General features: G+C 75.6%; 13 protein-coding genes and 1 pseudogene. 7 read left to right on the forward strand and 7 right to left on the reverse strand.

What is annotated here, in order from left to right:
- Positions 1-13 precede the first annotated feature (13 nt).
- Both AF335_RS15560 and AF335_RS15565 read right to left on the reverse strand, forming a co-directional pair.
- Complete coding sequence (locus tag AF335_RS15560) at positions 14-484, reverse strand: indole-3-glycerol phosphate synthase (protein ID WP_102918985.1); 471 nt, start codon at positions 482-484, stop codon at positions 14-16.
- A gap of 157 nt (positions 485-641) precedes the next feature.
- Entirely contained in the window at positions 642-1,433 is a 792-nt protein-coding gene (locus AF335_RS15565; RefSeq protein WP_102918986.1) for a pyrimidine reductase family protein, read from the reverse strand.
- Positions 1,434-1,504: 71 nt separating this feature from the next.
- Here AF335_RS15565 and zapE point away from each other — a divergent pair, with 71 nt between their 5' ends.
- Entirely contained in the window at positions 1,505-2,638 is a 1,134-nt protein-coding gene (gene zapE, locus AF335_RS15570) for a cell division protein ZapE (RefSeq protein ID WP_376697805.1), read from the forward strand.
- 185 nt (positions 2,639-2,823) lie between these two features.
- Here zapE and hemQ read toward each other — a convergent pair whose 3' ends face one another.
- The 4 genes and pseudogenes from hemQ to AF335_RS36795 form a co-directional block, all read right to left on the reverse strand.
- Positions 2,824-3,540 carry a hydrogen peroxide-dependent heme synthase gene (gene hemQ / locus AF335_RS15575; protein WP_102918987.1) on the reverse strand — a complete coding sequence of 239 codons (717 nt, stop codon included), beginning with the start codon at positions 3,538-3,540 and terminating at the stop codon, positions 2,824-2,826.
- 10 nt (positions 3,541-3,550) lie between these two features.
- On the reverse strand, positions 3,551-4,993 hold the full coding sequence (hemG, locus tag AF335_RS15580) for a protoporphyrinogen oxidase (protein WP_102918988.1): 1,443 nt from the start codon (positions 4,991-4,993) through the stop codon (positions 3,551-3,553).
- A 42-nt stretch (positions 4,994-5,035) separates the two neighbouring features.
- On the reverse strand, positions 5,036-5,875 hold the full coding sequence (locus AF335_RS35600; RefSeq protein ID WP_102918989.1) for an IclR family transcriptional regulator domain-containing protein: 840 nt from the start codon (positions 5,873-5,875) through the stop codon (positions 5,036-5,038).
- A gap of 562 nt (positions 5,876-6,437) precedes the next feature.
- Positions 6,438-7,280: pseudogene (locus tag AF335_RS36795) on the reverse strand (IclR family transcriptional regulator); the annotation flags it as partial.
- Between AF335_RS36795 and AF335_RS15595 the strand changes: the two are divergent.
- From AF335_RS15595 to AF335_RS15620, 6 genes are all read left to right on the forward strand, one after another.
- The gene (locus tag AF335_RS15595) at positions 7,173-8,366 is read left to right on the forward strand and encodes a thiolase family protein (RefSeq protein ID WP_102918990.1); all 1,194 of its coding nucleotides are present in this window, start codon (positions 7,173-7,175) and stop codon (positions 8,364-8,366) included. The pseudogene AF335_RS36795 and the gene AF335_RS15595 overlap by 108 nt on opposite strands.
- 86 nt (positions 8,367-8,452) lie before the next feature.
- Entirely contained in the window at positions 8,453-9,256 is an 804-nt protein-coding gene (gene pcaH / locus AF335_RS15600; RefSeq protein WP_102918991.1) for a protocatechuate 3,4-dioxygenase subunit beta, read from the forward strand.
- Entirely contained in the window at positions 9,257-9,835 is a 579-nt protein-coding gene (gene pcaG, locus AF335_RS15605) for a protocatechuate 3,4-dioxygenase subunit alpha (protein ID WP_102918992.1), read from the forward strand.
- Positions 9,835-11,046 (forward strand): 4-hydroxybenzoate 3-monooxygenase, encoded by a 1,212-nt coding sequence (locus AF335_RS15610; RefSeq protein WP_102918993.1) that lies wholly within the window; start codon positions 9,835-9,837, stop codon positions 11,044-11,046. The genes pcaG and AF335_RS15610 overlap by 1 nt, the downstream gene beginning before the upstream one ends.
- A gap of 34 nt (positions 11,047-11,080) precedes the next feature.
- Positions 11,081-12,463: an FAD-dependent oxidoreductase gene (locus AF335_RS15615; RefSeq protein ID WP_102918994.1), complete on the forward strand. Its 1,383-nt coding sequence runs from the start codon at positions 11,081-11,083 to the stop codon at positions 12,461-12,463.
- Between the two features lie 137 nt (positions 12,464-12,600).
- Complete coding sequence (locus tag AF335_RS15620) at positions 12,601-13,296, forward strand: nuclease-related domain-containing protein (RefSeq protein WP_102918995.1); 696 nt, start codon at positions 12,601-12,603, stop codon at positions 13,294-13,296.
- A gap of 13 nt (positions 13,297-13,309) precedes the next feature.
- Here AF335_RS15620 and AF335_RS15625 read toward each other — a convergent pair whose 3' ends face one another.
- Positions 13,310-13,726 (reverse strand): BlaI/MecI/CopY family transcriptional regulator, encoded by a 417-nt coding sequence (locus AF335_RS15625; RefSeq protein WP_102918996.1) that lies wholly within the window; start codon positions 13,724-13,726, stop codon positions 13,310-13,312.
- Between the last annotated feature and the right edge of the window lie 113 nt (positions 13,727-13,839).

Genomic DNA, 13,839 nt, shown 5'->3' on the forward strand with positions numbered 1-13,839 from the left:
GCTTCCCGCCGGGTCACTCCTCGTCGTTGTGGGCGTAGAGCTTCAGCACCGGGACGCCGACCTTGTGCCGGGCCCGGGAGGCCCAGTCGCGGTGGAAGAACTCCTCGACCAGGTGCGGGGCGGTCAGCACGATCACCTCGTCGGCGTGGGTCTGATCGACGACCGACCGCAGCAGGTCGAGCGGGTGCCCCTCGATCAGCTGGCCGACGGCCTCGCTGCCCGCGTCCCGGAGGGAGCGCAGCGAGTGCTCCAGGGCGAGGGCCGCCGGGCGGCGGGCCTGCTCGCCCTCGGGCTCGTCGGCCTCGTGGACCGCCTGTTCCAGCTCGCCGAGGGCGACGTCGTCGATGGCGCGCAGCAGCCGGTCCTCGGCGCCTCTCGGCTGCATGAGGACGATGAAGGACATCGTGTCGTCGTGAAGGGTGGTGACGAAGTCGACGTCCGCGGCGGACAGAGGTTGCTCGATCATCAATACGCTCGTGAACACGGTGGAAGCCCTTCTCCTTCGTGGGCCACCGGCCCAACAGAAACCATCCTGCGCGTGCCCCCCTGGGCCCGCCTGTTTTGATCACGTGCCCCTTGGGGCGCGTCCGACTCAATTCTGCCCATCGACAGGTAACCGGAAGAGGGAATTCCGCCGATTGTCAGATCTGGTGGTACCGGGTGAAGAGGAAACCCGATTCTTCTATGACCGAGGCCAGGGTGAATCGTTCCGGCACCGCGACGGGCGGACCGTTCACGATCCGGGGCGCCGTACCGGAGACCGCCACCGGGGCCAGCGACAGACAGAGCTCGTCCAGCACGCCCGCCGCCACGAACTGCCCCAGGAGCTTCGGGCCGCCCTCCGTCAGCAGCCGCGTCAGCCCCCGCCCGGCCAGCACGCCGGGCACCCGCGCGGCGTCGACCCGCCGCCCCTCGCCCGCCACGAGCACCTCGGCGCCCGCCTCACGGGCCGCGCGGACCCGGTCCGCGGGCGCGTCCGCGCCGGTGAGGACGAGCGTGGGCACCAGTGGCGCGGTGAACAGCGGAAGCGAGAAGTCCAGGTCGAGACCGGCGCTCACGACCGCGATCGCCGGCGCGGGGCCCTGGCCGAGCGCCGCCCGCCGCGCCGCGAACGCCTCCCGCGCCCGCGCGGGCCGGTACCCCTCCTGCCGTACGGTCTCGGCACCCACCACCACGGCGTCCGCGAGGCCCCGCAGGGTCCCGAAGATCCGCATGTCGGCGTCGGAGGACAGCGGCTGGGAGCGCCCCTCGTGGTGGGCGGCGCCGTCGAGCGAGGAGACCATGTTGGCCCGCAGCCACGCGGACCGTGTCCCTCCGCCGGCCTCCCCCCGCCCCGGTTCGGGGTACGCGTAGACCTCGGCCAGTTCGGCCAGGTCCCAGGTGCGGTCTTCGATGTCGGACGGGGTGAGCGGGTGGGGGAACAGGCGTCGCATAGGCCGCAGTGTGACATGCCTCGCTGTTCCCGGGCCCGGAGCCCGGCGGACAGCGACTAGGCTGGAGAGCTGTGTCGTCCTCCACCGCATCCGCCTCCAGCGCCCCGGGTTCCACCGGTGCCGCCGGCGCCACCGGCCCGATATCCGGGCCGGCCACCGGCTCCCCGATAGCGCTCACCTCGCGCGCCCCACAGGTACCCGCCGACCGCCTGGTCGCCGAGATGGTGCCGCCGCCGCGCTTCGACTCGGTGCGCTTCGACAACTACATACCCGACGCCAAGCAGCCCAGCCAGGCCGAGGCCGTCCAGGTGCTCGGCGGCTTCGCGGCCGGCCTCGGCGGCGCGAGCGCGAGCGGCACCGGCCGCAAGCGCTGGTTCCGGCGCGAGGCGAAGCCCGCCGCCGGCCCGCGCGGCGTCTACCTCGACGGCGGCTACGGCGTCGGCAAGACCCACCTCCTCGCCTCCCTCTGGCACGCCACCCCGGCGGCGCCCGAGCACAAGGCGTTCGGCACCTTCGTGGAGCTGACCAACCTGGTCGGCGCGCTCGGCTTCCAGCAGACCGTCCGCACCCTCGGCGGCCACCGGCTGCTGTGCATCGACGAGTTCGAGCTGGACGACCCGGGCGACACCGTGCTCGTCTCGTCCCTGCTCGGCAAGCTCGTCGAGGCGGGCGTGGCGCTGGCCGCCACCTCCAACACGCTGCCGGGCAAGCTCGGCGAGGGCCGCTTCGCGGCGGCCGACTTCCTGCGCGAGATCCAGGGCCTGTCGGCGCACTTCCGGCCGCTGCGCATCGACGGCGAGGACTACCGCCACCGGGGCCTCCCCCAGGCCCCCGTGCCGTTCGACGACGAGACCGTCACCCGTACGGCGTACGCGACCGCCGACGCCTCCCTGGACGACTTCCCGTCCCTCCTCGACCACCTCTCCAAGGTCCACCCGAGCCGCTACGGCGCCATGTGCGACTCCGTGCGCGCCGTGTGCCTGACCGGTGTGGAGCCGGTCGGCGACCAGTCCACGGCGCTGCGGCTGGTGGTCCTCGCGGACCGGCTGTACGACCGGGAGGTGCCGGTGCTGGCTTCGGGGCGGCCTTTCGACGAGCTGTTCAGCGAGGAGATGCTGAACGGGGGCTATCGGAAGAAGTACTTCCGGGCGATATCGCGGTTGACGGCGTTGGCGCGGGACGCGAAGACGCTGATCGCGGAGTAGGGGGGGACGGCGGGCTTGTTCCCCACCCCGCCCCTTCCCGTAACCGGGGGCTGGCGCCCCCGGACCCCCCTTTCCGCGCTGACGCGCGGTGTCCTCAAGCGCCGGACGGGCTGAAAATCAGCCCGTCCGGCGCTTGAGGACATTCGGGAAGGGGCGGGTAGGGGAAAGCCCCCCGCCCGTACCCCTTAGGCCAGACCCGCCACCAGCTCGGCGACGTCCTTACGGCGACCCGTGTAGAACGGGACCTCCTCGCGCACATGCATCCGCGCCTCGGACGCACGCAGATGACGCATGAGGTCGACGATGCGGTAGAGGTCGTTCGCCTCGAACGCGAGGATCCACTCGTAGTCGCCCAGCGAGAAGGACGCCACGGTGTTGGCGCGCACGTCCGGGTAGCCACGCGCCATCTTGCCGTGGTCGGCGAGCATCCGGCGGCGGTCCTCGTCGGGCAGCAGGTACCAGTCGTACGAGCGGACGAAGGGGTACACGCTGACGTAGTCGCGCGGCGTCTCGTCGGCGAGGAACGCCGGGATGTGCGACTTGTTGAACTCCGCGGGGCGGTGCAGCGCCATGTTCGACCACACCGGCGTGAGCGCCCGGCCGAGCGCGGTGCGGCGGAAGAGGTTGTACGCGTCCTGGAGGGCGTCCGAGGTCTCGGAGTGCCACCAGATCATCACATCGGCGTCGGCCCGCAGGCCCGAGAGGTCGTACGTGCCGCGGACGGTGACGTCCTTCTCGGCGAGCTGCGCGAACAGCTCCTCGACCTCCTCGGCCCAGCCGGAGCGGTCCGCCGGGAGGACGTCGCGGAGCTTGAACACCGACCAGAGGGTGTAACGGATGACCTCGTTGAGGTCCTTGGCCTTCTTGCCGGCGTTCGGGATCTTCTCAGGGGCGTCAGTCATGTCCCTATTGTCACTCGCGGGTTCCGGCGCCCGCCGTCAGGGTCGGCAGTGCCGCCAGGATCTCGTCAGCGGCCTTGTGCGCACTGGACACGCAGGCCGGGATGCCCACGCCGTCGTAGGCCGCGCCGCACACCCGGAGCCCGGGCAGCCGGGCCACGTCCGCGCGGATCCGGGCGACGCGCTCCAGGTGGCCGACCGGGTACTGCGGGAGCCCGGCGCGCCAGCGGGTCACCCGGCTCGCCACCGGGGCCGCCGCGAGACCCGTCGCCGCGCCGAGGTCGGCGAGCGAGAGGGCCACCAGGTCGGCGTCCTCGCGCTCCAGGTCGGCCTCGTCGCCGAACCGCCCGATCGAGGTACGCAGGACGAAGAGGTCCGGGTCGGAGTCGGCGTTCCAGCGCCACTTGTCGCTGGAGAACGTGGCCGCCTTGATCTTCCGCCCGTCGACGGGCGGTACGAGGAAGCCGCTGCCCCGCGGCAGCGCCGCGGCGTCGGAGCGCCGGAAGGCCATGGTGACGAGTGCCATCGAGGCGTACTCGACCGTGGCCAGGTCCGTGACGGCGGCGCGCGCGTGCGGGCCGAGGAGCCGGGCCGCGTCGTGCGCGGGGGTCGCGACGACGACGGCGTCGGCCGCCAGCGTCTCCGCGCCGCTCCCGGTGCCCAGGACGACCCGCCAGCCGTCCGCCGCGCGTTCGACGGCGGCCACGGGCGACTGCGTGCGGATCACGCCGCCCCGGGCGCGCACCGCGTCCGCGACGGCGAGCGGCAGCCGTCCGACGCCGCCCTCGACGCCCATGAAGACCGGGCCGGACTGCTGCCGGGCCGCCGCCCGGGCCTGGAGGTCGCGCACGGCCCCGGCCAGCGTGCGGTGCGTCCGCGCGGCCTCGAAGAGCTGCGGCACGGCCGTCCGCATGGAGATGCGGTACGCGTCGCCCGCGTACACCCCGCCCAGCAGCGGCTCCACCAGCCGGTCCACGACCTCGCGGCCCATCCGCTCGGCGACGTAGGCACCGATGGCGACGTCCTCGCCGAGCTCGGTGCGCGGCAGCTCCGCGTCCCGGGAGATCCGGGCGAGGCCCTCGGGCGAGAGCACCCCGGAGGCGGCCAGCGGCCCGAGGTCGCCGGGCACGCCCATCATGTGGCCCTGGGGCAGCGGCCGGAGCTCGCCGCGCGTCCACAGCAGCGCGGTGGCGGCGGGCGCCTGGAGCCGGTCGGCGAGCCCGACCGCGCGGGCCAGGCCGACGGCCTCCGGCCTGCGGGCCAGCATGGATTCGGCGCCCAGGTCGACGGGGACGCCGGCGATCTCACCGGCGAGCAGCTTGCCGCCGACCCGGCCGGAACCCTCCAGGAGCGTGACCCGCGCGCCGGCCTCCGCCAGCCGGTGGGCCGCGGCCAGCCCGGAGATCCCGCCGCCGACGACGACCACATGGTGCCTGGGAGTGTCCGTTGCGCTCATGGGGCCACTCTCTCAAACGCGTCCGGGGCCCCCGCCGGGCGGTCAGCCGGTGCCGAGGGCGCGGTGCGCCGAGGCGGTGCGGAGGTCGGCCTCGACCCGGGCGGCGGTCTCGCGCAGGGCGGGCAGGAAGTCCCGCCGGGTCTCCTGGGCGCCGCCCCGCCCGGCGTGGGTGGCGACGTTGAGCGCGGCGACGACGCGGCCCCGGCCGTCCCGGACCGGCACCGCGAGCGAGCGCAGGCCCTCCTCCAGCTCCTGGTCGACGAGCGCGTGCCCGTCCTCGGCCACCCGGTCCAGGAGCCCGGCGAGCGCGGTGGCCGAGGTGACGGTGCGCCGGGTGGGCGCGCGCGTCACCGCCTCGCCGGCCAGCCACGCCGCGCGGGCCCGCGGGTCCAGCCCGGCGAGCAGCACCCGGCCCATGGAGGTGGCGTGGGCCGGGAAGCGCGTACCGACGGTGATGTCGACGCTCATGATGCGGACGGTGGGCACCCGGGCGACGTAGCGGATGTCCGGACCGTCGAGCACGGCCACGGACGCCGACGCGCCGACCCGGCCCGCGAGCGCGCGCAGATGGGGTCCGGCGAGGTCGGCGAAGGTCAGCTCGCCGAGCGGGGCGTGGCCCAGCTCCAGGATCCGGGGCAGCGGCCGGAACCGGCCGCCGTCGGCCGCGACGTAGCCGAGGTGGGCGAGGGTGAGCAGCGCGCGGCGGGCGGTGGCCCGCGCGAGCCGGCGGCCGCGGCGAGCTCGGAGAGCGTCGCGCCCGGCCCGGCGCCGCGGCCCCGCCGAAGGCCCGCAGGACGGCGAGGCCGCGGACGAGGGACCGGAGGGGCGGGGCGGCGGCCTCGACGGGGAGGCGCCGGGGCGGTCCGGGGCCGTCCGGCGCACCGCCGGGTGCGGGGCGCGCGACGGCCGGGCCGTCCTTCGTGCCGTACGGGTCGGGGGCGGGGCGACCGCCTCCCGACGCGCGGGGGGCGCCGGCCGGGCCGGCCTGTCCGCCGTACGGAGCGGCGGCGGGGTCGCCGCCCTGCCTGGCGTAGGGAGCGGAGGACGAGATGTCCTCCTCGCCGTACGGGACGGGGGCGGAGTGGTCGCCTCCCGCCGTGCAGGGGGCGCCGGCCGGGCCGGCCCATCCGCCGTACGGAGCGGCGGCGGGGTCACCGCCCCGCCTGGCACGGGAGGCGGGGGACGAGACATCCTCCTCGCCGTACGGGACGGGCGCCGGGGCGCGGCCTTCCGTGGCGTCCGGGGCCGCGTCGTCACCTTCCGCGTCGGCCGGGGCCGCGTCACCGCCTTCCGTACCGTGGGCCGTAGCCTCCTCCGTCGCCGTCGCCGTAGCCGTAGCCGACGTCGCCGTCACCGTCGCCGCCAGCGCCGCCTCCATCGCCGGGACCGCCGCCCGCAGTGCCGTCAGCGTCTCCTCCCGCAGGCCCGTCGCGGAGTGCCGGCCGGTGTGGCTGGTGACCGTCACCGCGCACGCGGTCCGTCCCGCCGGGTCGCGGACCGGCACGGCCACCGCCACCAGGCCGGGTTCGAGGAGCTGGTCGTCCACCGCCCAGTCCGGTGGCGCGGCCGTGAACAGGGCGCCGGGGGCGCAGCGGCCCGCGGGCAGCAGGTCGCCGATGCGGAGGCCGGTCCGGAGGCCCGCGGAGGCCGTCCGGGGGCGGGCGGCCTGGGCGACGATCCGGACGCCGTCCGCGTCGGGCACGGCCACCGAGACGGACGCGTCGAGCGCGGCGGCCAGCCCCGCCACGTGCGGGCCGAGCGCGGCGGGCAGCCCGCTCGCCGTCAGATAGGCGTTGCCGAGCTCCATCAGGCCGACGGCCAGGACGACTTCACGACCCTCGGCGCGGACGTACCCGAGCAGGCCGAGCGTGGCCAGCACCCGGTCGACGACGGAACGGGCAAGTCCGGTGGTACGGGCGAGGTCGGCGGGCCGGACCCGCGCCCCGGCCTCGTGCCCGGCGAGGGCGCGCAGCACGGCGAGGCCCCTCACCAGCGGGCCCACGAGCGCCTCACCAGCCCCATTGACAGCGGTTGGCGGCACACCGAGACTCGTCACGGCACCGATTATGAACGAAAGTTCACTGGGCGAACAGCCGTCCGGGGGAGGAGGATTGCCGCACCACCGGTACCAGCCCGCCGCACCGCACTCCCTCCTCGCCCGACCGCTCAAGGAGCAGCCATGAACGACCGCATCCGGGACGTGTACATCGTCGACGCCGTGCGCACCCCGGTCGGCAAGTACGGCGGCGCCCTCGCCGCCGTCCGCCCCGACGACCTCGCGGCGCACGTGGTGCGCGAGGTGGTCGGCAGGGCGCCCGGCCTCGACCCGGCCCGCGTCGACGACGTGGTGTTCGGCAACGCCAACGGCGCCGGCGAGGAGAACCGCAACGTCGGCCGCATGGCCGTGCTGCTCGCCGGACTGCCGGTGTCCGTACCGGGCGTGACGGTCAACCGGCTGTGCGCCTCCGGCCTGGAGGCCGTCGTGCACGCCTACCGCGCCATCGCCCTGGGCGACGCCTCGGTGGTGGTGGCGGGCGGCGTCGAGTCGATGACCCGCGCCCCCTTCGTCCTGCCCAAGTCCGACCGCGCCTTCCCCGTGGGCCACCAGGAGCTGTACTCCACGACCCTGGGCTGGCGGATGACCAACCCGGCCATGCCCGAGCGGTGGACGGTGGCGCTGGGCGAGGGCGCCGAGCTGATCGCCGACAAGTACGGCATCACCCGCGAGCGGCAGGACGCCTACGCGCTGGCCAGCCATCAGAAGGCCGCGCGGGCCTGGCGGGACGGCGCGTACGACGCCGAGGTCGTCCAGCTGCCGGACACCCCGCTCGCCCGCGACGAGACGATCCGGGACAACACCTCCGCCGAGGCCCTCGCCCGGCTGAAGCCCGCCTTCCGGACGTCGGGCGGCACGGTCACCGCCGGCAACTCCTCCTCGCTGAACGACGGCGCGGCGGCCCTGCTGCTGTGCGACGAGGAGGGGCTGCGGGAGACCGGCCGCGAGCCGCTGGCCCGGGTCCGGGCCTCGGCCGTCACCGGCATCGAGCCCGACATGTACGGCCTCGGGCCGGTGGACGCGGTGCGGCGGGCCCTCGCCAAGGCGGGCCGCTCGCTCACCGACCTCACGCACTTCGAGCTCAACGAGGCGTACGCGGCGCAGGTCCTGGGGTGCCTCACGGAGTGGCCCGAACTCGACCCCGGCATCGTCAACCCGCGCGGCGGCGCGATCGCGATCGGCCACCCCCTCGGCTGCTCCGGCGCCCGGCTCACGGGGTCGATCGCCCACCAGCTGGCGGCCGCCGGCTCCGGCACCGGGCTCGCGGCGCTGTGCGTGGGCGTCGGCCAGGGCCAGGCCCTGGTGCTCGAACGCTGAGGCCGCGCGGCGGTGCGGACGTCCCTTTTCCAGCCTGTCGGCAGACAGGCCGGGTCGCCCGGAACGCGGTGGGGTAAGTCACGGCCATGGCATCTGAATCCGTTCGGGAACAGACGGGCCGCGCGGCCGCCGGCCTCCAGGAAAGCCCTCGCCACGACGCACGCCGGAGCACCGCCGACGGCGCCCGCGACAGCGCGCCCGGCGCCCCTGCCGACGCCGGCGCGCACGGCATACCCCCGTACACCGGCGACCCGCTGCGCCGCCCGCGCCGCCCCCTCGTGCCCGTGGCCCCCGGCCCCGAGGCCGTCGAGCTGTCCGGCCCGGTCTTCGGCCCCGCCGACGTCGACCCGCTGGACTCCGATCTGACCCGGCAGCACGCCGGGGAGCCGCTGGGCGAGCGCATCACCGTCTCCGGGCGGATCGCGGACCGGCGGGGCCGGCCCGTGCGCGGCCAGCTGGTGGAGCTCTGGCAGGCCAACGCCGCGGGCCGCTACGCCAACCGCCTCGACCGGCGCCGGGCGCCCCTCGACCCGAACTTCACCGGTGCGGGCCGGTGCCTCACCGACGACGAGGGCCGCTACCACTTCACCACCATCCGCCCCGGCCCCTACCCCTGGCCCGGCCGCGAGCACACCTGGCGCCCCGCCCACCTGCACTTCTCCCTCTTCGGCACCGCCTTCACCCAGCGCCTCGTCACCCAGATGTACTTCCCCGGCGACCCGCTCCTGAGGTACGACTCGATCTGGCACTCCGCCGGCGACGCCGCCGCGCGCGACCGGCTGGTGGCCGCCTACGACCCCGGCCTGGGCGTCTCCGGTTCGACCCTCGGCTACCGCTGGGACGTCGTCCTGGACGGGCCCGCCGCCACCTGGGCCGAGGAGGGCCGCTGAATGGCCTCCGTCATCCCCGCGGGGACCGCCACCCCCGCGCAGACCGTCGGCCCCTTCCACGGCCACGCCCTGCCCTTCGCCGGCGGCGGCGCCCCGGCGCCCGCCGGGCACCCGCAGACCGTCACCGTCCACGGCGCGGTCCTCGACGGCGCGGGCGACCCCGTACCCGACGCCCTGCTGGAGTTCTGGCAGGCGGGCCCGGACGGCTCGGCGCCCGCCGTGCCCGGCGCCCTGCGCCGCGACGGCCTCGCCTTCACCGGCTTCGCCCGCGTCACCACCGGCCGGGACGGCCACTACGTCCTGCGCACCCTGCCGCCGGGCGGGGCCCCCTACCTCGCGGTCTGCCTCTTCGCCCGCGGCCTGCCCCAGCACCTCTTCACCCGCGTCTACTTCACCCTGCCCGGCCACGACCCGCTGCTCGCCGCCCTGCCGCCCGACCGCCGCCTGACCCTGCTCGCCGCCCCGGACCCCGGCCACCACCGCGCCCACCGCTTCGACATCCGGCTCCAGGGCGACCGCGAGACCGTCTTCCTCGACTTCGCCACGCCCCGTTCCGGCGCCGCCCCGGGAGCCCTCTGATGCGTACGACCGTCGGTATAGTCGGGGCCGGTCCGGCCGGCCTGCTGCTCGCCCGCCTGCTGCACCTCGCCGGCGTCGACTGCGTCGTCCTGGAGGCCCGCGACCGCGCCTACGCCGAGGCCCGGCAGCGCGCCGGGATGCTGGAGCAGAGCACCGTCGACGTCCTGCGCGCCTGCGGGGCGGGCGCCCGGCTGGACCGGGAGGGGCTCTTCCACGACGGCATCGAGATCCGCTTCGACGGCCGGTCCCACCGCGTCGACCTGGCGGCGCACACCGGCGGCCGGCAGGCGACGATCTACGCCCAGACCGAGATCGTCAAGGACCTCGTCGCCCTCCAGCTGAAGGACGGGCCGCCGCTGCTGTTCGAGGCCCAGGCCCTCGCGGTCGAACGGGCGGACACCGCGCGGCCCGCCGTCCGCTACTTCCACGAAGGCGCCGAGCACCTGCTGGAGTGCGACTACGTCGCGGGCTGCGACGGCTCGTACGGGGTGACCCGGCGGGCCCTGCCGGCCGCCGGCACCCGGGTGTACGAGCACGTGTACCCGTACTCCTGGCTCGGCGTCCTCGCCGACGTGCCGCCCACCCACGACGAGCTGGTCTACGCCGCGCACGAACGCGGCTTCGCGCTCTACAGCATGCGCACCCCCGCCGTCTCCCGGCTCTACCTCCAGGTGCCCGCCGGCACCGACCCGGCCGACTGGCCGGACGAGCGGATCTGGGACGAGCTGGCGGCCCGCTACGCCACCGCGGACGGCCCGCCGCTGCGCCGCGGGCCGATCATGTCCAGGAGCCTCACCCCGATGCGCACCCGGGTGACCGAGCCGATGCGCCATGGGCGGGTGCTGCTGGCCGGCGACGCGGCGCACATCGTCCCGCCGACCGGTGCGAAGGGCCTCAACGGCGCGGTGGCGGACGCCGTGACGCTCGCCGAGGCGCTCGCGCTGTGGCACCGCACCGGCGGGGAGCGGCTCCTCGACGTCTATTCGGACACCTGTCTGCACCGCGTCCGGCAGGCCGTGCGCTTCTCCCGCGACCTCACCGAACTGCTGCACACCGGGCCGGACCGGGACGGGTCCGCGCACCGGTCCCGGACGGCCCGGCTGCGCCGGCTGCTGGCCTCGCCCGGCGCGGTCGCCGCCCTGGCCCACGAGTACACCGGCCTGTGGTCCGCGTGGTGTCCTGCCGCACCGGCCGGGGACGGGGGTGGCTAGCCTGGCCGTTCGACCGGCGAAAGGGACGCAGTCCATGACGGCACAGCGGCTGGTGGTCATCGGGGGCGACGCGGCGGGCATGTCCGCGGCCTCCCGGGCCCGCAGGCTTAAGACCCCCGGCGAACTGGAGATCACCGCCTTCGAGCGCGGCCGGTTCAGCTCGTACTCGGCGTGCGGCATCCCCTACTGGGCCGGCGGCGAGGTCGACGGCCCCGGCGCGCTGATCGCCCGCACCCCCGAGGAGCACCGCGCGCGCGGCATCGACCTGCGGATCCGCACCGAGGTGACCGAGCTGGACGTGGCGGGTCAGCGGGTCCTCGCCCGGGACCTCGCGTCCGGCGAGGAGCGGTGGCACGGCTACGACCACCTGGTCGTCGCCACCGGCGCCCGGCCGGTCCGGCCGCCGCTGCCGGGCATCGACGCGCGCGGCGTCCACGGGGTGCAGACCCTGGACGACGGGCAGGCGCTCGTCGACGGCCTGGAGCACGCCCCGGGCCGCCGGGCGGTGATCGTCGGCGCCGGGTACATCGGCGTGGAGACGGCCGAGGCGCTGGTCCGGCGCGGCTTCGGGGTGACGGTCGTCGAGCGCGCCGCGCAGCCGATGTCGACGCTCGACCCGGACATGGGCGCGCTGGTCCGCGACGCGATGTGCGGGATGGGCATCGAGGTGGTGACGGGCGCGGAGGTCACCGAGGTGCGGACCGGCGCCGGGGGCGAGGTGACCGCGGTCGTCACCGACGCGGCCGAGTACCCGGCGGACGTGGTCGTGCTCGGCCTGGGCGTACGCCCGGAGACGACGCTGGCCAGGGCCGCCGGGCTGCCGGTGGGCGAGTCCGGCGGGCTGCTGACGGACCTGGCCATGCGGGTCCGCGGCCATGGGAACATCTGGGCCGGGGGCGACTGCGTGGAGGTCCTGGACCTGGTCTCCGGCCGGACCCGGCACATCGCCCTGGGCACGCACGCCAACAAGCACGGCCAGGTGATCGGCTCCAACGTCGGCGGCGGCTACGCCACCTTCCCCGGTGTGGTCGGCACGGCCGTCAGCAAGGTCTGCGAACTGGAGATCGGCCGCACCGGCCTGCTGGAGGCGCAGGCCACGGAGGCGGGCCTGCGGTTCGTGTCGGCGACGACGGAGTCGACGAGCCGGGCCGGCTACTACCCGGGCGCCCGCCCGATGACGGTCAAGATGCTCGCCGAGCGCCGCACGGGCCGCCTGCTGGGCGTCCAGATCGTCGGCGGCGAGGGCGCGGCGAAGCGGGTGGACGTGGCGGCGGTGGCGCTGACGGCCGGGATGACAGTGGAACAGCTGACGGCCCTGGACCTGGGCTACGCGCCGCCGTTCTCCCCGGTGTGGGACCCGGTGCTGATGGCGGCCCGCCGGGCGGCCGCCGCGGTGGCCGCGGACGCGAAGGGCTGAGGGCACGAAGGGCCGAGCCGGGCGCACGGCCTGGTGAGGCCCCGCGATCGGGGGGATGTCGCGGGGCCTCACCGGGAGAACGGACCGCCGACCGGGTTGGTTCCCCCTCTTCTGCGGCAATATGGCGGGAGGGGGTGGTGGGCGTGCGGGACCGGCCGGACGGCAAGAGGAGTGCGAACGGCAAGAGTTACGACCCGGAGAGGCTCTTCCTGCCGCCCGACGACGATCTCGCGCCCAACCGGCCGGGGGAGACGCTCCGGGCCCGGCTCGACGCCTCGGGGGCCGGCGGCCTCGGCCTCGCGGTCGCCCGGCTCCTCGGCCGGCGGCCGGTGGAGGACGTCTGGCGGCGGACGCTCGCGGCCGAGCAGCGCGTGGGCGCCGCCCTGGAGGAGCTGACGGGCGGCGGCTGGGAGGTGGTGCACTCCGTCGTCCTGCCGGGCGACGCGGTCATACCCCATCTGCTGATCGGCCCCGGCGGCGTCTTCGGCATCGCCGCGCTGCCCGGCCGCCGGGCACGGGTCCACGTCGGCGAGACCCTGGTCCGGCTGGACCGGGAGCGGCAGCCGTGGCCGTACGTCCGCCAGGTCCGGCACGACACCGCGCGCGCCTCGCTGGTGCTCTCGCGCGGGTGCGGCTTCCTGGTGCAGGTGCGGCCGGTCCTGGTGTTCGTGGGGGCCGAGAGCCTGGAGGTGGCGCCGGAGCTGAAGGACGTACGGGTGCTGCGCGACACGGAGGTGGCCGGCCTCGGCCGGACGGCCGGCGAGTTCCACCCGCAGCGCGCCGACCGCGTCCACACCGTGGCCCGCAACCGCAGGGTCTGGCTCTGGGCCTGAGCCCCGCGCGCTGTCAGAGGAGCGGCTGCCGGGGCGCGGGGAAGGCGCTGGTGAGCAGGGCCCGCAGCAGCTCCTCGTCCGCGGCGGGCAGCTCGGCGACGAACCGCGCCAGCACGACCTCCCGGTCGGGCAGCCCGTCGAGGATCTTGCACATCCGGCGGGCGGCCAGCCCCGCCTCGTCGGTCACCGGGGCGTAGGCGTACGCACGGCCGCGCGGGGTGCGGGTCAGCACCTCCTTGCCGAGCAGCCGGGACAGGATCGTCACCACCGTGCTGTACGTCAGCTCGCCCGCCAGCCGGCCCTGGACCTCGCGGGGCGTCAGCGGTCCCTCGGCCCGCTGCAGCGCGGCGAGCACCTCGCCCTCCAGAGCGCCGTTGGCTCGGCGGCGGCCGTGGCGCGGCACGGCGGCGGTGGGGGTGGCGGTTTCCATGTCGTGCGATGATCCTTCTGCATTTACAGGTGTGTAGAAACGATACGCTACCCGAACAGAGCTCCTTATTTGGAATCCACGGACATCTGCCGTACCCGCCGCACAGTCGCAGG

This window comes from Streptomyces eurocidicus (genome assembly GCF_002891295.1).
Classification (GTDB): domain Bacteria; phylum Actinomycetota; class Actinomycetes; order Streptomycetales; family Streptomycetaceae; genus Streptomyces; species Streptomyces eurocidicus.

Coding starts and splice junctions, on each gene's coding strand:
- AF335_RS15565 (WP_102918986.1), bottom strand. CDS start 1,433: ATGCGACGCCTGTTCCCCCACCCGCTCACCCCGTCCGACATCGAAGAC.
- hemQ (WP_102918987.1), bottom strand. CDS start 3,540: ATGACTGACGCCCCTGAGAAGATCCCGAACGCCGGCAAGAAGGCCAAG.
- hemG (WP_102918988.1), bottom strand. CDS start 4,993: ATGAGCGCAACGGACACTCCCAGGCACCATGTGGTCGTCGTCGGCGGC.
- AF335_RS15595 (WP_102918990.1), top strand. CDS start 7,173: ATGAACGACCGCATCCGGGACGTGTACATCGTCGACGCCGTGCGCACC.
- pcaH (WP_102918991.1), top strand. CDS start 8,453: ATGGCATCTGAATCCGTTCGGGAACAGACGGGCCGCGCGGCCGCCGGC.
- pcaG (WP_102918992.1), top strand. CDS start 9,257: ATGGCCTCCGTCATCCCCGCGGGGACCGCCACCCCCGCGCAGACCGTC.
- AF335_RS15610 (WP_102918993.1), top strand. CDS start 9,835: ATGCGTACGACCGTCGGTATAGTCGGGGCCGGTCCGGCCGGCCTGCTG.
- AF335_RS15615 (WP_102918994.1), top strand. CDS start 11,081: ATGACGGCACAGCGGCTGGTGGTCATCGGGGGCGACGCGGCGGGCATG.
- AF335_RS15625 (WP_102918996.1), bottom strand. CDS start 13,726: ATGGAAACCGCCACCCCCACCGCCGCCGTGCCGCGCCACGGCCGCCGC.